Here is an 18,780-nt window from a genome sequence, read left to right on the forward strand (position 1 = left end):
GCAGGTTTTCTCGCTTCAGCAAAGGCGAATGTGATGTTCAAAGTTGTAACCGGGCTGTTGTGGCTGATCGTGCTTGTCCGCTTCATCCTGCCGATGCCCTGGCCCTGGACGCTGAAGGTTCTGCTGGGTCTGGTTCTGCTGATTGCTTCGCAATACCACTTTTTCAGCCGGCTTTCGTCAGGCTCGGTGTTTGCGCCCGAGTTTCCCAGGCCTCTGGTGATTGCTTTCAACGTGCTGTTTGGCGCCATCTTCCTGCTGGCCGTGTTCCAGCTAGCGCTGGATGCAGGCTCGCTTGTGGTGATGGTTTTCACCGGCAATTTCCCTGCCGTCGCACCGGAGCTGCGCTATGCGGCAGGTTTAGCAGCCCTTGCCCTGGCGTCGTTCGGTGTGAACCGGGCCATTATGGTTCCGCCGCTCAAGGATATCGAGATCGCCATTCCGGGGCTTGACCCCGCGTTTGACGGATACAAGCTCGTGCAATTGACGGATCTGCACATCAGCCGGTTGTTTCCGGCTGCCTGGACAGAAGCCATGGTGGCAAAGACAAACGCTCTTGATGCCGATCTTGTTGTCATCACCGGTGACTTCATCGACGGAAGTCTCGAACACCGGCGTGCCGACGTCGAACCGTTGCGCGAACTCTCCGCCCGTGACGGCATTTACGCCATTTCAGGCAACCATGAATATTTCTTCGACGCCGGCGCCTTCATGGAACACTTCGAAGCCATGGACATGCGGTTGCTTGCCAACAGCCACGCCGTCATCGAGCGCGGTGCAGCCAGGCTGGTGGTTGCGGGTGTTCCTGACCGGTCGGCTGGACACAATGGTTATGCTGCTCCGGATCTTGCCGCGGCGCTCGACGGTGCGCCTGACGCGACGCCGGTGATCCTGCTCGACCATCAGCCGATGCAGGCGAGAAAAGCCGCGGAAGCGGGGGTGGCGCTGCAGCTGTCCGGACATACCCACGGCGGAATGATCCGCGGCATGGACAGGCTGCTGGCGCGGGCCAACAACGGTTTTGTTTCCGGGCTTTACCAGGTCGGCTCGATGCAGCTTTACGTGAGCAACGGCACCGCGCTTTGGCCGGGCTTTGCCCTGCGCTTGGGACGGCCGGCCGAGCTCACGCGCATCACCCTGCGGAAAAAGACCTGAAGGGTTTCTTTCCGGACTGCCTGCCGCTGTGTTGGCGCAGCTGCAGGGGGCGCATGTGTCTGCACCACGACAAAACTCCAGCACTGATCTGGCGGAATCGGTGAGGTGCGGGTATCGCTGGATTGACCAGAAGATGAATTGATCGAAATGCCTCAGCCAACACTTCTCGAACCAACCGACGACGGGCTGCCTGCGCCCCGGCGACAGCTTGCTGTTGCCGTGCTGCTGCTTTCACTCGTTCTCGTCGTCCTTGACGGCGCAATTGCCAATGTCGTATTGCCGTCGATCGCCACTTCACTCGGCGCGCATCCCAGCGATACGGTCTGGGTGGTCTCAAGTTATCAGCTCGCCGTGCTTGTCGCACTTCTGCCCTGCGGCGCGCTGGGTGAGATCTACGGGCCGCGGCGCGTCTTCCTCTTCGGGGTGGCGCTGTTCACCCTGGCATCGGCGGCCTGTGCGCTGGCTGGAAGCCTGCCAGTGCTGGTGGCCGCGCGATTTGCCCAGGGATTGGGCGGCGGCGCCATCATGGCATTGGCGGCAATGAACCTGCGTTTTGCGGTTCCACAGCGGATGCTCGGAACCATCATCGGTTTCAACGCCATGACCATCGCGATTTCGGCGGCTGCGGGACCAGGTGTGGCGGGAGCCATCCTTTCGGTAGCGAGCTGGCCCTGGCTGTTTGCCGTCAACATCCCGCTGGGAGCCGTCATCCTGCTGCTTGGTGGTTTCCTGGGGAACATGGACGGCGTGAAGCGGCGGCTCAATGTTGGTGCATTGCTGGTCAACACGGCGATGTTCATCCTGTTCTTTTCAGGAGCGGAACAGATTGCCAGCGCGCCCATCAGCGGCGCCGTGCTGATCGGAAGTTCGATCCTGTGCCTGTTTGTACTGCTGCGGCTCGAACGCAACACAACGGCACCGATCGTGCCGACCGATCTTTTGGCCGAGCCCGGCTTTCGCGTCGCCGTCATCGCCTCGGTTGCCTGCTTTACCGGTCAGATGCTGGCCTATGTCGCGCTTCCGTTCTACCTGCATCACACCATGGGAATGACTCCGGCGCTGACCGGGCTCTACATGATGCCATGGCCCATCGCCACGATCATCGCGGCTCCGATTTCCGGTCGGCTGGCCGATCGCATCAAGACGGCATGGCTGTGTGCATCGGGCGGCGCGCTGCTGGCGACTGGACTGCTGATTGCCGGCCTGTGCCCGCCCGATGCAAAGGCCATTGCTTTCCTCATCGGCACAACGCTCGCCGGTATCGGCTTCGGTCTTTTCCAGACGCCCAACAACCGCATATTGCTGCTGTCGGCGCCGAAGGCCCGCAGCGGTGCGGCGGGTGCCATGCAGGGGACCGCACGGCTCCTGGGCCAGACAACGGGTGCCATCTCGATGTCGATCATCTTCGCGCTTGTGCCTCTGGATCATGCGCCCAAAATCGCGCTGGTGCTTGCTGGCCTGTGCGCGGCCGTATCGGCGGTGATCAGTCTCAGCCGTGCACGTTACGAGACCGCGGGTTAAGCGCGGTCTCGCCATCTGCCGGACCTTGCCCGAGCAGAGTCCGGAACAGGGTTCGTTGTTTGAGTGAGTGTGCCGCAGGCGCGGCTCAGTCCTTGGCCGGAGCTTCCGCCTCGTTGGCCCGGCTGGCAACGATCTTGCGCATTGCATCAGCCAGCGCCTCGGCTGACTGGGCGCCGACAACGGCATACTGCGTGTCGATGATGAAGCAAGGCACACCGGTGACACCCATCTGACGCGCCTGGTCGATTTCGGCGCTGACGGTATCGCGGTCGGCGTCGCCTGCGAGCAACCGCTCGACCACGGGGGCTTCAAGTCCAACCTGTTCGGCGGCCTCGATCAGCACGCTGTCGTCGCCGAGGCTCTTGCCGTCCTCGAAATAGGCCTTGAACAGCAAGTCGACCATCTGGTGCTGCGCCGGCAGACCCAGCGCACTGGCCCAGCGGATCAGCCTGTGGGCATCATGGGTGTTGGCGGAGACCTTTATCTTGTCGAAGGCAAAGGGAATGTCTTCATCCGCACCGGCCTGGCGGACCGCGGCATAGGCCTGTTCCGCACCGGCGGCACCGCCGAACTTGTCCTCGAGATATTGCTGCCGGTCCTTGCCTTCCTTGGGCAATGTCGGGTCGAGCTGATAGGGCCGCCAGCGCACCTCGACATCAATCTCGTCGCGGACGTCGTCAAGTGCGGCTTCAAGCCTGCGCTTGCCGATGTAGCACCAGGGGCACATCACATCGGAGACAACATCGATGGTCAATGTGGGAGCAGTCATGACATCACCTTTCGGGTGTTTACAAGGTCAGTATCTTAGCGTGCGGCGGTCGTATCCCACCAGGCCGGCAAATAATAGCCGTACAGCGGCGGTTCGCCCTCCGGTTCGGCGATCCGGCTGCGGTGCGCAACCCAGGATTTGCCGAGATGGAAGGCGGGAATCACGTAGTGGCCGGACAGCAAAACACGGTCATAGGCGCGCACCGACGAGCGGAAATCATCAGCGGTGCGGGCGTTCAGCATGGCATCGATTGCGGCATCAATCGCCGGGCTGGCGGCGCCGGCAAAATTGAACGATCCCTGAATGTCGCGGGATGCCGATCCCCAGCGGTTGAGCTGTTCCGCGCCGGGCGACAGCGACGATGAAAACGCCTTCATGATCATGTCGTAGTCGAAGGTCTGCGAGCGCTGCTGGTACTGCGCGTCGTCGACCGTGCGGATCGACATATCGATACCGAGCGCTGCGAGCGAGCGCTGGAAGGCAATCGCCAATTTTTCCTGCCCCTCGTTCTGGGTCATCAGGTCAAAGGCGAAATGCCTGCCGTTCGCGTCGATCAGCTTGCCGTCCTTGATCCGGTAACCCGCCTCCTGCAGCAGCGTCAGCGCCGCGCGCTGCACCTTGCGGTCGCGGCCCGAGCCGTCGGTGACCGGAAGCTCCCAGGTTCCCTCCAGAATGTCTTTGGACACAGCGTCCGGGAAGGGGGCCAGGATCTCGCGTTCACGCGCATCTGCGGGCTTGCCGTAGCTTGACAGCTCCGAGCCGTCCCAGAACGAATGGGTGCGCTTGTAGGTGTTGTCATAGAGGCTGCGGTTGGCCCATTCGAAATCGAAAAGCATCGTCAGCGCGCGGCGGACCCGGACATCCTCGAACAGCGCCCTGCGCGTGTTGAAGACAAAACCGTACATGCCCGATGGCGTCTGGCTTTCATATTCCTTGCGGACTATCTCGCCCGAGGTGACGGCGGGGAAATCATAGCCGCGTGACCAGTTGGTGGCGCTGCCGTCGGGATAGACGTCGAAGACACCCTTCTTGAACGCCTCGAACTGGGCCGTTTCGGAGAGGAAGTACTCGATGGCGATCTGATCGTAATTGTCGATGCCGCGCTTGATTGGCAGGTCTTTGGCCCAGTAATCATCGCGGCGCGTGTAGGTGATGCGCTCGCCGGGTTTGACTTCGCTGACCAGATAAGGACCGGAACCGATCCCCGGCGTCAGCGTCGACTGGTCGAAGGTTTCGACATCGGTGGCATGTTTCGGCAGCACCGGCGAGAGTGACAGGATCAGCGGAAACTCCCGGTTGGAACTGTCATTGAAGGTGAAACGCACGGAGAGGGGGCCGACCTTTTCCATGCTGGCGACCCGGTTGAGACGGGTGGAGTAGGGTGGGCGCCCCTTGTCCCTGAGCAACTCCATGGTGAAGATCACGTCATCGGCAGTCACCGGTTCGCCGTCAGACCAGCGCGCGGCGGGATTGATGTTGTACTGGATGAAGCTGCGCTCTTCGTCCCACTCAACCGTCTCGGCCAGCAATCCATAAAGGGTGAAGGGTTCGTCCTGGGAGCGTTGCATCAGGGTTTCGTAGACGAGATTGCCGAAGACAGGGTCTGCAAGTCCGCGGGCCGTCGTGCGCATGCTCCTGACGATGAAGGGCCGGACGCTGTCGAATGTGCCGACGACGCCATAGGTTACCTTGCCGCCCTTGGGCGCATCGGGATTGACGTAGGGCAGATGGGTGAAGTCGGCCGGGAGCGCAGGTTCGCCGTGCATGGCGATGGCATGGACCGGTTCGGCACGCGCACCTGCAAGCGTGCCGGTCAGAACGCCTGCAACCACGGTCAATGCCGCCAGCAATTGTTTCATTGTCCATTCTCCAAGGTCTGACAGGCGGCAACGATGCGGGAGACGATGCCGCCGAATCCAAGTCCGGAGGATATACGGGCCTGCCCAGACAGACCACCATTGACCGGGCAGGGGCCGATTTTTTTGAGCTAAGCCGCCCTCCGGGCTGGATATTGGCGTCTCCACGCGTTAACAGGAACGCGAAACAAGCCTTGCTGTTGCCGCATTTTCAATCGAGAAGGCGCGCTATATACATGAGGGCGCAGAGTACGCGCGAACCCTTCGCTGCCCCGGGGCCGCATTTCAGGAGTAATGGAAACAAATGAACGCCATCACAAAGACCCTTTTCGCATCTTTCATGTCGGTTGGCGTCGCCGCCGCATTCATGCCGGCGACTGCTTCCGCTCAGGGTGCAAACCAGGGCTGGTACAAGACCTGCACCAAACAGGAAGACAATGATGTCTGCATCGTGCAAAACATTGTCACGGCCCCGACAGGTCAGCTGCTGACAGCCGTCGGCCTGATCAAGGTGACCGGCAAGGTCAACCGCATGATCATGCAGGTAACGGTCCCGACCGCCCGCATGATCCAGCCGGGCATCAACCTGCAGGTCGATGGCGGACAGGCCCAGCGCCTGGAGTATGCGATCTGCATGCCTGAAACCTGCGTTGCCGAAGTGCCTCTGACCGACGCCATGGTCGCTTCTTTCAAGAAGGGTGGCGAACTGGTTCTGACTTCGATCAACTACCAGCGTACGCCGAACCCGCTGAAGATCACGCTGGAAGGCTTCACCCAGGCCTATGACGGCGACCCGATCGCCCAGTCCGAGCTTCAGGAACGCCAGCGTCTGCTGCAGGAAGAAATGGCCAAGAAGGCCGACGAAGCCCGCAAGAAGCTGGAAGAAGCACAGGCCGCAGCCAAGAAGAACTGATTGCCTCAGAATTCAACTGAAAAGGCCCGGATGCGTCCATCGCATCCGGGCCTTTTCACTTCGTACATGCCGACGCTGTCAGCGCCCCTCGGGGATCAGTGGCTGACCCGCTCCTTGGGCTTGTAGGTGCCATCGACCTGAGCCTCAAAGAACTCGGCCAGCTGCGGATGACGCACCGGGTGGTCGCTGTCATCGATCAGCAGGTTCTGCTCCGACACGTAGGCGACATATTCAGTCTCATTGTTTTCGGCCAGCAGATGATAGAACGGCTGGTCCTTGCGCGGTCGCACGTTCTCGGGAATGGCGTTCCACCATTCCTCGGTATTGGCATAGACCGGGTCAACATCGAATATAACGCCGCGGAACGGGAAAATCCGGTGCTTGACGATTTGACCGATGTGAAATTTGGCTTGTTTGACCTGCATGTCTCTCTTCCTTTGGTCAATTACATGGGAAGTTTGACCAGGAGTTCAACTGTTTGGCCTTGACGACGATGCGTCGGGAACCTACCCCCTGCAAAGGCTGAAGCATTGTATTAACAGCTCTCGCAGGTATCAAGTATGGCTGAAATCACTGGTCTTGTGCTGCCGTTTTTCGGCCTGATCCTGCTCGGTTACATTACGGCCCGGATCACCAAACAGCCGCACGAGGCGATGGGCTGGCTCAACACCTTCATCATATATGTTTCGCTTCCGGCCCTGTTTTTCAAGCTCCTGGCACGCACGCCGATCGAACAGCTGGCGCGCTGGGACTACATCGTGACCAGCATGGTGGTGACCTATACGGTGTTCGCGCTGGTGTTTGCCGCGAGCATCCTGATCCGCCGCGCCCCGATCGGCGAGGCCACGGTGCAGGGACTTGCAGGCGCCTATGGCAATATCGGCTACATGGGCCCGGGCATCGCCATTCTCGCATTCGGCGAACCGGCAGCGGTTCCGGTGGCGCTGATCTTCTGTTTCGAGAACATCATGCATTTCACCATCGCACCGATGATGATGGCGCTTGCCGGCGGGGATCACCGCAGCGCGCGGGCTCTGGCACTCGGGGTGACGCGCAAGATCGCCTTTCACCCCTTCATCCTTGCGACCGTTGTGGGTGTGGCGGCGGCCTGGCTGGAATTCGTGCCGCCGGTGCCTGTCGGACGCCTGATCGACTATCTTGCACAGGCGGCAGCCCCCTGCGCGCTGTTTGCCATGGGAGTCACGCTGGCGCTGAGGCCGCTCAAACGGGTGCCGGTCGAGCTCGGCTACATTGTACCGATGAAACTGATCGCGCATCCGGTGATGATGTATGTCGGCCTGAGCGCCATGGGCAATTTCGATCCGGTGTGGGTTTACACCGCGGTGTTGCTGGCATCCCTGCCGACGGCCACCAACGTGTTCGTAATCGCGCAGCAATATTCGACTTGGGTCGAGCGGGCCTCGGCCACGGTGCTGGTCACCACCGTCAGCAGCGTGTTGACCGTGTCGGCGCTGCTCTGGCTGATTACCAGCGGAACGCTGCCGCCGGACCTGTTTCCCGGCTGACCAGCATGCCCAAGCGCCAGCGCAGCTTTAATTAGTGACATATAATATATGCATTCAAGGGCTTGCAGCAGTCTCTTGATGTGTTGTCACACGCGCGTTGCGGCTGGCTTGGCGGCATCGTTCTTGCGCCAGCCCGGTGTCATGCCTTCCCGCATCGCCAGAAGCCTGAGCGGGGGAATCGCCGACAGGGCCGCAAGACCACCTGCGCGCAGGGCCTGAACCGGCAGGAACGAACTCAGCAGCGCCCTGTTGAGCAGATCGACCCCGGCGGTCCGGCTGGTCACATCGGTACGGCGCTTGCGGTTGAACGCGGTAACGGCCTCGGGCGCATTTTCCGGCCCGCCTGCATCGATGATGCACTGGATGGCCTGCATGATGTCGCGCAGCCCGAGATTGAGACCCTGGGCGCCAATGGGGGGGAAGGCGTGTCCGGTTTCACCGACCAGCATTGTCCGCCCCTTGCCGAAGCTTTCGGCGATCAGGCTGGACAGCGGCCAGGCCTGTACCGCGCCCTCGACCTCGACCGCGCCAAGTATCGAGCGCATCCGGGTTTCGACCTCGGCGTTGAGCGCATCGCGGGGCAGGGCGAGGATTGCGTCGACCTCGCCGGGCTTGACGGCCCAGACCAGGCTCGAGCGGTTGCCGGGCAGCGGTACCTGCGTGAACGGACCTCGCTCGGTGTGGAACTCGGTCGAAGTATCAGCATGCCCGATACGATGGGAAAAATTCATCACAAGAGCTGTCTGCGGATACGACCAGGTCTTGACCTTGATACCGACCGCCTCGCGCAACTTCGAGCCACGGCCGTCAGCCGCCAGCGCGGTAAGTGCGGTTACCCTGGTGCCATCCTCCAGGATGAGCGTAACGCTTTCATCAGACTGGTCGGCTTCGACCATAGGGCTTTCAAAGCGGTCGATCTGTCCGGATTGACGCGTTGCGGCCTGCAGCACATCAAACAGCGGCTGGTTGGGAATGTTGTAGCCGAAGGCATCGAGATCGATCTCGCTCGAGCGGAAGGAGACCGGGGGGGCGCGGAACAGCCGCTTGGTTCCATCGAGAATGCGCATGGTGCGCAATGGCGCCGACACGGGTCTGACATCTTCCCATAGGCCGAGACGGGCCAGGAAATCGATTGATTCGGACAGGAGTGCAGTGGTCCGTCCGTCCTGACGCGGGGGTGGCGGCGCGATGAATGCGACCCGCCATCCTTCCGCCGCTGCCGCAAGTGCTGCAACGGACCCGGCAAGGCCACCACCGATGACCGCGATGTCATAGTGTTCAAGCAATTCCTCGCCCTTTCGCAATTCTCCACCCTTGCCCAAAACTTCACCTGTTCAATGCGTTGCCGATTGCCTTGCAGCCCTTCCTTCCTTTACATCGCCAGACGAACGAACTCCATGGGATCATTTGGCGCATGTTCACGCCCCGTGCAAACACAGATCCGCTCGACGGCCGGTTTGACCAGCTCGACCGGTCGGGGCGCGCTATCGCCGGAATGGCGCGCCGGCCGGTATGGCCTGTGCTGGCAATGGTTGCGTTGACCGCGGGAATGGCCTGGTGGTTCCTGATGTCGATGGCCGGCTCGGTCGTCGCGCTGCAGGGAACACCGCGTCCGCTCGGGCCGGGCATGTCGGTCATTTCGCGTTTTCTCCCGGTGGAGCCGGGCTCTTTTGCTGCAATCATTGCCGATCTTTGCCTTTCGGGAGACACGGGCATTGTGCTGGCCAGCGGATCCTTTCTGTCTGTTGCACTGGCGCTGTTCGTGATGTGGTTTGCCATGTCCGCGGCGATGATGCTGCCGACGGCCGCACCGATGATCCGGACTTATTCCGAGATCGCCGATACCGCCGCAGCGCGCGGTGAAGCGGTGATCCATCCTGCCATCCTGACGGCAGGTTACCTGTTCGTCTGGACGCTGGCTGCGGTCGGTTTCATGCTGGTCCAGTTGGCGATAGCACGGATCACCGGAACCTCTGCCACCGGCCCGGTTCAGGGCGTGATCGCGGGCATGATCCTGCTGTGCGCCGGGGTTTACCAGTTTACATCGTTGAAGGCGGCGTGCCTGACCAAGTGCCGCAACCCGTTCACGACGTTGTTCGCGCGGTGGAAAACAAGCACGGGTGGCGTGTTCCGTCTCGGGATGGAACAAGGCCTGTGGTGCCTGGGCTGTTGCTGGGCACTGATGCTGATCATGCTTGCAGTGGGCAGCATGAATGTGGTCTGGATGGCGGCGCTGACCCTGTTTACATTTCTGGAGAAAACCGGGACAGGACAGGTGACAACGAAAGTTGGCGGCGCGATAGTATGCGTCTGGGGAGCGGCGTTGATCTGGGGCGCCCTGGTATGACAATAGGGACTTGAGGGAGAAGAGCTGAATGGCTGATGTTGAGTGGGCATTGAAAGGTGAACTGGTGCTTTCGTGCAATTGCACCGTTTTCTGTCCATGCGTGATTTCGCTCGGCCAGCATCCGCCCACGGAAGGCTATTGCCAGACCTGGGCCGGTTTCAGGGTCGACAACGGCTATTACGGCGACACCGATCTTTCCGGCCTCAACCTCGGCCTGATCATGGAAATTCCCGGCTACATGAGCCGCGGCAACTGGACCGCCGGTCTGTTTGTCGACAAGCGCGCGTCGATCTATGCCACGAAGGCCTTCACCAAGATTTTCACCGGCAAGGCCGGCGGCACCACATCGCTGCTGTCGATCCTGGTGGGCAATTTTCTTGGTGTGCAGCAGGAGCCGATCAGCTACGAGGTCGAAGGCAAGAAGCGCATCGTCAAGATCCCGAAGATCATCGACGGCGTTGTCTCGCCGATTCCGGGCAAGACCCACGGCGAGGACACCGTGATCTCCAACTCGGAATACTGGATCGCGCCGGAAATCATCGTGGCGAAATCCGAGAGATCAAAAATGCGTGCCTTTGGCCGCAACTGGAACTTCGCCGGCCGGTCGGCGGAAATATGCGCCCTCGACTGGAGCGGCCCGAACTGAAATTGCGCTGGGAGGCGCAGGCGGCATGAAGCTTCCATTTAACTACCGCCGCGTTCCCTACGCGGAAATCAGGGCGTTTTCGGTTCATATCCTGACCGCCAGCGGTTCCTTCATGGCGTTTCTGGCGCTGGTGGCTGCAGCCGAAGATCGGTTCGTCGACATGTGGTGGTGGCTTGCCGTCGCCATGCTGATCGACGGCATCGACGGCCCGATCGCGCGCAAGCTCAATGTCAAGGAAGTGCTGCCGAACTGGTCCGGCGTCATGCTCGACAATGTCATCGACTACGTCACCTACGTGCTCATTCCCGCATTCGCGCTTTATCAAAGCGGGATGATCGGCCAGCCTCTGTCGTTTGTCGCGGCCGGGCTGATCGTGGTTTCGAGCGCGATCTATTACGCGGACATGGGCATGAAGACCGACGAGAATTTCTTCTCGGGCTTTCCCGTCGCCTGGAACATGCTGGTGTTCACGCTGTTTGTGACGCACCCGTCCGAGATCGTGGCTTTCGTGATCGTGCTGGTTGCCGTCATCATGACATTCCTGCCGATCCATTTCCTGCATCCGGTTCGCGTCAGCCGGCTCAGGCCGGTCAACCTCACGGTGTTTTCTATCTGGTCGGTTCTGTCGGGCTATGCGCTGCTGCTGCATTTCCTGAGCCCGGACTGGCTGATGTGGGCGGTCATGCTCACCGGCAGCTACCTGTTTGTCATCGGCGGGATCATGCAGATGTTTCCCGGCCTTGGGCAGCAGCGCCCGTAACGCACCGGACGGCTTCGGGCCCTTATCGCATTGGAGTAGACCAACATGAAGGCAATCCTTGTTTCACAACATGGCGGACCGGAAGTGCTGGAGTGGCGCGATCACGAGGTCGGCAAGCCCGGCCCGGGTGAAGTGCGGATCCGGCAGGAAGCCGTCGGCCTGAATTTCATCGATGTCTATTATCGGACCGGTCTGTATCCCGCGCCCAATGGCTTCCCGCTGATTCCGGGCAACGAGGGGGCGGGCGTCGTCACAGCCGTGGGCGAAGGTGTGACGCGGTTCAAGCAAGGCGACAGGATTGCCTACGCCGGACCGATCGGCGCCTATGCGCAGGAACGGGTTATCGAAGCCGAGAAGATCGTCAAGGTTCCCGACGGGATCGGGCTTGATGTCGCGGCAAGCATGATGCTCAAGGGGATGACCGCTGAGTATCTGCTCAGGCGCACCTATGACGTCAAACCGGGCGATACAATCCTGTTTCATGCCGCTGCCGGTGGCGTCGGCCTGATTGTCGGGCAATGGGCAAAGGCGCTTGGCGCGACGATCATCGGGACCGTCGGCTCGAAAGAAAAGGCTGCGCTGGCCTCGGCCCATGGCTACGATCATGTCATCAACTACCGGACCGAGGACTTCGTCGAACGGGTCCGCGAGATCACCGGCGGCAAGGGCGCCGATGTGGTCTATGATTCGGTCGGTAAAGATACCTTTCCAGGCTCGCTCGACTGCCTGAAGCCACGCGGATTGTGGGCCAGCTTCGGCCAGTCGTCGGGCCCGATCGAATCGTTCAATATCGGCATTCTTTCACAGAAGGGCTCGCTCTTCGCCACCCGCCCGACGCTGTTTACCTACATCGCCAGCCGCCCGGATCTTGAAGCGTCGGCCAATGCACTGTTTGACGTCGTCTCGCGCGGGATCGTCAAGATCGACATCAATCAACGCTACCCGCTGGCCGAGGCGGCGCGGGCGCACTCGGACCTTGAGGCGCGCAAGACCACAGGCACGACGGTTCTGCTGCCCTGACGCATAGGAAAATCAGCGTTCCGGTTCAGAAACACTGTTAGGATAATCTTGAGAACGCGCCCCGGTAAACGCGTTTTTCGAAAGATGGAAATTGGGGAACATTGAAAATGCTTGACGTTTTCAGTCCTCGCCCCCTTGTGCAACGCACAATAATTGCGTCTGATGACTATCGGATGCGACGACACGGTTGGATTTCGGCCTCTTGAATTTTGTGGCCATATGATGAAGCTTGTTTCTTGTGCTTCCAGAAGAAATGCCTCGATAGAAGGCAAGTCCGGAATCGCGGAATCCAGGGGGTGACGTGAACAATCAGCAAACCGAAACACCGCTTTTGGAAACAAAAGGGCTTACAAAAATATTCGGCAGCCTGAGGGCATGCGACGGGATCGACCTCGCGATTGCTCCGGGTGAAATTCACGCACTGCTCGGTGAGAATGGCGCCGGCAAGTCAACACTGGTCAAGATGCTGTTTGGCGTGCTCGATCCGAGCGCCGGCGAGATCCTGTGGAAAGGCAAACCAGTCAGGATCGGCAGCCCCGGGGAAGCCCGCGCCACCGGCGTGGGCATGGTGTTCCAGCATTTTTCGCTGTTCGAAGCCCTGACGGTTGCCGAAAACATCGCACTTGCACTCGACGGCAACGTCGCGATCGACCGTATCTCGGAAGAAGCCCGGCGGCTCTCGCTCGAATATGGCTTGCCGCTCGATCCGTCCGCCCATGTCGCTGATCTTTCTGTTGGCGAACGCCAGCGCATCGAGATCGTCCGATCGCTGCTGCAGAACCCCGAATTGATCATCCTTGACGAGCCGACCTCGGTGCTGACACCGCAGGAAGCCGACAAGTTGTTTGAGACGCTCGCCAAGCTGAAGGCCGAAGGGCGCTCGGTTCTCTATATCAGCCATCGCCTCGAGGAGGTTCAGCGCATCTGCGACCGGGCCACCGTGCTGCGCCACGGCAAGGTCACCGGAGCATGCGATCCTGGTCAGGAAACGCCTTCGTCACTGGCACGGATGATGGTTGGCGGCGAAGTGGCCGAGATCTCCGGCACCGGTCTTGGCGAACCGGGTGAATTGCTGATTGAAGTCAACAAACTCAGTGCACCGTCGCGGTCGCCCTTCGCCGTGGCGCTCAAGGATATCGACCTGTCGGTGCGGGCAGGGGAAGTGGTTGCGATCGCAGGCGTGGCCGGCAACGGCCAAAGCGAACTCTTCGACGTGCTGTCGGGAGAAGAGCGGGTCAGCAATGCCGATGCGATCCGGATCCGCGGCAAGTCGGCGGGCCAGATGGGGATAACCCAGCGAAGACTGCTGGGCTGCGGTTTCGTTCCCGAAGAAAGACACGGCCATGCGGCGGTCACCGAAATGCCGCTGACGGCCAATCTCGTGCTCTCCCGTCATGCTTCTGACCGTTCGACGTTTCTTTCCGGCGGGCCCCTTGGCCTGATCAACACCGATGCGGTGGCGAAAGCCTCCCGGCGTATTTGCGAGGCGATGGATGTGCGCAAGGCCGGCGAAGATCCGGCCGCGGGGTCGCTATCGGGCGGCAACCTGCAAAAGTTCATCGTCGGGCGCGAACTCGACCGGCAACCCGTGGTGCTGGTGGTCAACCAGCCGACATGGGGAGTTGATGCGGGCGCGGCCAGCCGCATTCGCCAGGCCCTGATCGATCTGGCCAAGAGTGGTTCCGCCGTCGTCGTCATCAGTCAGGATCTTGATGAAGTGTTTGAAATTGCAAGCCGCATTGCGGTGATAAACGAGGGACGGCTTTCCGCGCCAGAGCCTGCGTCCTTGATGACGCGCGAACGGATCGGGTTGCTGATGGGCGGGTTCCACGACGGAACCGGCCATGCGCATGCGGAGGCCCTCCATGCGCATTGAGCTGAAAAAACGCGAAAACATGTCGTCGCTGTTTTCGGTGCTGTCACCCTTCATCGCGTTGGGACTGACCCTGATCGCCGGGGTCATTCTGTTCATTTCGCTGGGCAAGGATCCGGTAGCAGCTCTTTACAGCTTCTTCATCGAGCCATTGACGGAAGTCTGGTCGCTGCACGAACTGGCGATCAAAGCGGCTCCGCTGATCCTGATCGCGGTGGGCCTGTCGATCTGCTACCGCTCCAACAACTGGAACATCGGCGCAGAAGGCCAGTTCATCATCGGCGCGATGGCAGGGTCGGTGCTGCCGGTGGTCTTCCACGGCTGGGAATCGCCGCTGATGCTGCCGCTGATGCTGATCTGCGCCATGATCGGCGGCGGGGCCTATGCGGCGATACCGGCTTTCCTGAAAGCGCGGCTCAACACGAACGAGATCCTGACCAGCCTGATGCTGGTCTATGTCGCGGAACTGTTCCTCGACTGGACCGTGCGCGGCCCGTGGCGCAATCCGGAAGGTTTCAATTTCCCGGAAACCCGCAATTTTGCCGATAATGCGGTGCTGCCGCGGATCATCGAGACCGGCAAGACCCATTGGGGCTTCGGCTTCGCGCTGATTGCGGCCATCGTGCTCTGGTTCATCATGCGGCGCACGCTCAAGGGGTTCGAGATCACCGTGCTTGGCCAGTCGGCGCGGGCAGGGCGGTTCGCCGGCTTCTCCGACAAGAAGATGGTCTATTTCGCCTTTATCCTGTCCGGCGCGCTGGCAGGGCTTGCCGGCATATCCGAAGTATCCGGAGCCATCGGGCAGTTGCGCCCGGTGATTTCGCCCGGTTACGGCTTTACCGCCATCATCGTGGCGTTCCTCGGTCGGCTCAATCCGCTCGGGATTGTCGCTGCGGGCCTCATTCTGGCGCTCACCTACCTGGGGGGCGAAGCCGCGCAGATTTCAATCGGCATCACCGACAAGGTGACGCGCCTGTTCCAGGGGCTGCTGCTGTTCTTCGTGCTGGGCTGCGACACGCTGATCCATTACCGAATCCGGCTGATCTTCGGAGCGGCACAGAAAGGGAGTGCTGCCTGATGGACATGACCCAGGCAATCATCCTGACAATCATGACAGCGGCGACGCCGCTGTTGCTGGCGGCCATCGGAGAGCTGGTTGTCGAGCGCTCCGGCGTGCTCAACCTCGGCGTCGAGGGCATGATGGTGATGGGCGCGGTTTCGGCTTTTGCGATCGCCCAGCTGACCGGTTCTGCCGGTCTCGGCGCCATCGCCGGCCTCATCGCCGGCATGCTGTTTTCGCTGCTGTTCGGGTTCCTGACGCTGACACTGGTGGCCAACCAGGTGGCAACGGGGCTGGCGCTGACCATCCTCGGGCTTGGCTTGTCCGGGATGATCGGTGAATCCTTCATCGGGCTTCCCGGCCTGAAGCTCGCTTCTGTTCCTATTCCGCTGCTGTCTGACATTCCGTTCATCGGCCGGTTGCTGTTTGACCAGGATCCGATCTTCTACACTTCGATCATCGCGGTCGTCGGCGTGAACTGGTTCCTGTTCAGAAGCCGCGCCGGGCTGAGGTTGCGGGCGATTGGCGACAGTCACACATCAGCGCATGCGCTCGGGGTGAAGGTTGTCCGGACGCGCTATCTCGCGGTGATGTTCGGCGGCGCCTGTGCCGGTCTTGCCGGAGCACATCTTTCCATCGTCTACACTCCGCAATGGGTGGAGAACATGACGGCCGGACGCGGCTGGATCGCGCTGGCGCTGGTGGTGTTTGCCTCATGGCGGCCGACCCGGGTTCTTGCAGGGGCCTACCTGTTCGGCGCGGTCTCGATCGGACAGCTGCACGCGCAAGCTTTGGGCATTGGAATTCCGTCGCAATTCCTGTCAGCTCTTCCCTACCTCGCCACGATTGCGGTACTGGTAATCATATCGCTGAATCGTAGGATGACGCTCATCAACACGCCGGCTTCGCTCGGCAAATCTTTTGTGCCGGAAAGGTAGGCAATTTACCTCCGGTATGATGTCAACAACCAACCAGACAGGGTGAACCCAATGAAAAAAACACTTCTTCTCCTTGCCGCAGCCACGATGCTTGCCGGCATCAGCGCTCCGGCAAGCGCTGCAGGCATGGACAAGGTCAAGGCCTGCTTTATCTACGTCGGACCGGTCGGCGACTTCGGCTGGTCGTACCAGCACGATCAGGGCCGCCTGTATGCCGAGGAAAAGCTCGGCGACAAGCTGGAAACCGCCTATCTTGAAAGCGTTCCGGAAGGTGCTGATGCCGAACGAGCCATCGAGCGTTTTGCACGCTCGGGCTGCAACATCATCTTCACCACCTCGTTTGGTTACATGGACGCGACCAACAAGGTCGCCAAAGACTTTCCGGATGTGAAGTTCGAGCACGCCACCGGCTACAAGCGCGAACACCCGAATGTTTCGACCTATGATTCCCGGTTCTACGAGGGCCGCTACGTGCTCGGGCAGATCGCCGCGAAAATGTCCAAGGTCGGCACTGCAGGCTACATCGCCTCGTTCCCGATCCCGGAAGTGATCCAGGGCATCAACTCGTTCATGCTCGGTGCGCAGTCTGTCGACCCGGACTTCAAGCTCAAGGTCATCTGGTCCAACACCTGGTTCGACCCGGGCAAGGAAGCCGATGCTGCCAAGGCACTTCTCGACCAGGGTGCCGACATTCTGACCCAGCACACCGATTCGACCGCACCGATGCAGGTTGCCGCCGAGCGTGGCGCCTACGCCTTCGGTCAGGCATCCAACATGTATGACTTCGGCAAGGAAACCCAGTTGACCGCAATCGTCGACGAGTGGGGTCCCTACTACGAAGAGCGGATTTCCGCTGTACTCGAGGGAACCTGGGAACAGTCGGCAACCTGGGGCGGCATGGCCGATGGCCACGTCGTGATGGCGCCATACACCAACATGCCTGATGACGTGAAAGCCATGGCCGAAGCAACCGAGGCACAGATCAAGTCCGGCGAACTGCATCCGTTCACCGGCCCGATCATGAAGCAGGACGGCACTGAATGGCTGGCTGACGGTGTGGTTGCCGAGGACGGCGAACTCGCCGGCCTGAACTTCTACGTCAAGGGTGTCGACGACCAGCTTCCGCAGTAAGCGGGCTCACCCAAGAGACAGGCATATGCCTTGCAAAAGCGGGGGCGGCTTCATAGGCCGCCCCTTCTTGTTATTCCCCGCGTCTTATCAGCCATTATTCGGCTGGCGCAGGGTATCTCGATGCGGTGCGTGGCAGGAACCGGCCAACGGGCGAGAACAGCGCGCGGATGATGGCGCGCCCGGCTGGTTCAATGCGGGCGAAGATCCACCAGCTGACACCAAGCGACAGCGCAAGAGCCAACGCGAAAGCACCCCATTTGCCGAACATGGGTTCGGTCGCATTCATAAGGATGTAACCGGCGTTCTGATGGATCAGGTAGAACGGGTAGCTGATGCCGCCAAGCGCCAGAATCCAAGGGCCGGCCTTGATGTGGTGGCCGAACACGGCGCAGAGAACAAACGCCGCAATGATCCCGGCATTCGCCAGCGCGACAACCTGGGCGCTTGAGGCTTCACCCAAACGGGCAATGACGTCGAGCCGTTGCACTTCGGCGGCATGAAAGGTCATGGCCAGGGCAATTCCGGCAATCAGCAGCCGCAGCAAGCTGCCGCCTTGCGAGTTGATCCGCCAGACCATTACCCCGAGTGCGAAATAGCTGCCATATTCGGTCAGGAACAGCAGTTCGACCGGGCGGGAGCCGAGCATGGTGTTGTTGACCATGACAAGCAGCATCCAGATTGCCACCGCAGCGTCGGTGTGGCGGGGAAGCGCGCCGGAGAACAGCCCTATGGCCACCCAGCCATAAAAGAGGATCTCGATGACAATGGACCAGTAGGCGCCATCCATGAAATCCGCACCGAACATCGGTGCCAGCATGGTCAGGTTTGCCAACCATTCGAAGATGTCGGTGGAGTAGGGCGGCTGCGACCACCACGTGATTGTCAGGAAAGTGATGGTCATGGCCACGAGATGTGCCGGATAGAGCCGCGCCAGCCGGCTGACAGAGAAGCCATACCAGTCCCGCCCGGTGGCCGACCAGATGATGACGAAGCCCGATATCATGAAGAACAGATTGACGCCGAGATAGCCGAGCGAAACAGCTATTCCCGCCGCACCGAATGCAAAGTCGAGGTAACCGCCGTCCTGGGCGCCACGATAGAGGAAATGATAGACGGCAACGGTCAGGGCTGCCGCAAAGCGCAGCAGATCCAGCAATCCGTTCCGCTGGCCAGTGCTTACGACTGGCCGGACTGGTGCTTGATGATCGCGCATTGTGATCTCCTGTTGAGGCGGGGATCATAGCGCAATTGAAAACGCCGGGTTCGAC

17 protein-coding genes are annotated in these 18,780 nt (G+C 60.7%); 12 read left to right on the forward strand and 5 right to left on the reverse strand.

Translation table 11 applies throughout. The features are described from left to right. Positions 1-33: 33 nt before the first annotated feature. Both WNY80_RS04625 and WNY80_RS04630 read left to right on the forward strand, forming a co-directional pair. Positions 34-1,152, forward strand: coding sequence for a metallophosphoesterase (locus WNY80_RS04625; RefSeq protein WP_342886149.1), 1,119 nt, complete (start codon positions 34-36; stop codon positions 1,150-1,152). Positions 1,153-1,371: 219 nt separating this feature from the next. Continuing rightward, complete coding sequence (locus tag WNY80_RS04630) at positions 1,372-2,673, forward strand: MFS transporter (RefSeq protein WP_342886313.1); 1,302 nt, start codon at positions 1,372-1,374, stop codon at positions 2,671-2,673. 85 nt (positions 2,674-2,758) lie between these two features. Here WNY80_RS04630 and WNY80_RS04635 read toward each other — a convergent pair whose 3' ends face one another. After that, the gene (locus tag WNY80_RS04635) at positions 2,759-3,442 is read right to left on the reverse strand and encodes a DsbA family oxidoreductase (protein ID WP_342886150.1); all 684 of its coding nucleotides are present in this window, start codon (positions 3,440-3,442) and stop codon (positions 2,759-2,761) included. 35 nt (positions 3,443-3,477) lie between these two features. Then, entirely contained in the window at positions 3,478-5,301 is a 1,824-nt protein-coding gene (locus WNY80_RS04640; protein ID WP_342886151.1) for an extracellular solute-binding protein, read from the reverse strand. A 301-nt stretch (positions 5,302-5,602) separates the two neighbouring features. Here WNY80_RS04640 and WNY80_RS04645 point away from each other — a divergent pair, with 301 nt between their 5' ends. Further along, positions 5,603-6,211, forward strand: a complete 609-nt coding sequence (locus WNY80_RS04645; protein ID WP_342886152.1) for an invasion associated locus B family protein — start codon at positions 5,603-5,605, stop codon at positions 6,209-6,211. A 95-nt stretch (positions 6,212-6,306) separates the two neighbouring features. Here the strand turns inward: WNY80_RS04645 and hspQ are convergent, their stop codons facing one another. Then, positions 6,307-6,636, reverse strand: coding sequence for a heat shock protein HspQ (gene hspQ / locus WNY80_RS04650; protein WP_342886153.1), 330 nt, complete (start codon positions 6,634-6,636; stop codon positions 6,307-6,309). Between the two features lie 135 nt (positions 6,637-6,771). Here hspQ and WNY80_RS04655 point away from each other — a divergent pair, with 135 nt between their 5' ends. After that, complete coding sequence (locus WNY80_RS04655) at positions 6,772-7,737, forward strand: AEC family transporter (protein WP_342886154.1); 966 nt, start codon at positions 6,772-6,774, stop codon at positions 7,735-7,737. Positions 7,738-7,823: 86 nt separating this feature from the next. Here the strand turns inward: WNY80_RS04655 and WNY80_RS04660 are convergent, their stop codons facing one another. Next, on the reverse strand, positions 7,824-9,059 hold the full coding sequence (locus tag WNY80_RS04660) for a UbiH/UbiF family hydroxylase (RefSeq protein ID WP_342886155.1): 1,236 nt from the start codon (positions 9,057-9,059) through the stop codon (positions 7,824-7,826). A 92-nt stretch (positions 9,060-9,151) separates the two neighbouring features. Between WNY80_RS04660 and WNY80_RS04665 the strand changes: the two genes are divergently transcribed. The 8 genes from WNY80_RS04665 to WNY80_RS04700 all read left to right on the forward strand — a co-directional run bounded on the left by WNY80_RS04665 (position 9,152) and on the right by WNY80_RS04700 (position 17,512). Then, positions 9,152-10,084, forward strand: coding sequence for a DUF2182 domain-containing protein (locus WNY80_RS04665; protein ID WP_342886156.1), 933 nt, complete (start codon positions 9,152-9,154; stop codon positions 10,082-10,084). 28 nt (positions 10,085-10,112) lie between these two features. Then, on the forward strand, positions 10,113-10,730 hold the full coding sequence (locus WNY80_RS04670; RefSeq protein ID WP_342886157.1) for a DUF1326 domain-containing protein: 618 nt from the start codon (positions 10,113-10,115) through the stop codon (positions 10,728-10,730). 25 nt (positions 10,731-10,755) lie between these two features. Further along, the gene (pcsA, locus tag WNY80_RS04675; RefSeq protein ID WP_342886158.1) at positions 10,756-11,490 is read left to right on the forward strand and encodes a phosphatidylcholine synthase; all 735 of its coding nucleotides are present in this window, start codon (positions 10,756-10,758) and stop codon (positions 11,488-11,490) included. A 45-nt stretch (positions 11,491-11,535) separates the two neighbouring features. Further along, on the forward strand, positions 11,536-12,510 hold the full coding sequence (locus tag WNY80_RS04680; RefSeq protein WP_342886159.1) for a quinone oxidoreductase: 975 nt from the start codon (positions 11,536-11,538) through the stop codon (positions 12,508-12,510). A gap of 331 nt (positions 12,511-12,841) precedes the next feature. Beyond that, positions 12,842-14,386, forward strand: coding sequence for an ABC transporter ATP-binding protein (locus tag WNY80_RS04685; protein ID WP_342886314.1), 1,545 nt, complete (start codon positions 12,842-12,844; stop codon positions 14,384-14,386). Further along, a complete protein-coding gene (locus tag WNY80_RS04690; protein ID WP_342886160.1) occupies positions 14,376-15,461 on the forward strand; it encodes an ABC transporter permease in 1,086 nt (361 codons plus the stop codon). Before WNY80_RS04685 ends, WNY80_RS04690 begins: the two co-directional genes overlap by 11 nt. Further along, positions 15,461-16,381, forward strand: a complete 921-nt coding sequence (locus tag WNY80_RS04695) for an ABC transporter permease (RefSeq protein WP_342886161.1) — start codon at positions 15,461-15,463, stop codon at positions 16,379-16,381. The genes WNY80_RS04690 and WNY80_RS04695 overlap by 1 nt, the downstream gene beginning before the upstream one ends. Positions 16,382-16,432: 51 nt before the next feature. Then, positions 16,433-17,512: a BMP family ABC transporter substrate-binding protein gene (locus tag WNY80_RS04700; protein ID WP_342886162.1), complete on the forward strand. Its 1,080-nt coding sequence runs from the start codon at positions 16,433-16,435 to the stop codon at positions 17,510-17,512. Between the two features lie 94 nt (positions 17,513-17,606). Here WNY80_RS04700 and WNY80_RS04705 read toward each other — a convergent pair whose 3' ends face one another. Beyond that, positions 17,607-18,725, reverse strand: a complete 1,119-nt coding sequence (locus tag WNY80_RS04705) for an acyltransferase (protein WP_342886163.1) — start codon at positions 18,723-18,725, stop codon at positions 17,607-17,609. Positions 18,726-18,780: the final 55 nt, after the last annotated feature.

Source organism: Hoeflea sp. AS16 (assembly GCF_038900095.1).
GTDB lineage: Bacteria > Pseudomonadota > Alphaproteobacteria > Rhizobiales > Rhizobiaceae > Hoeflea.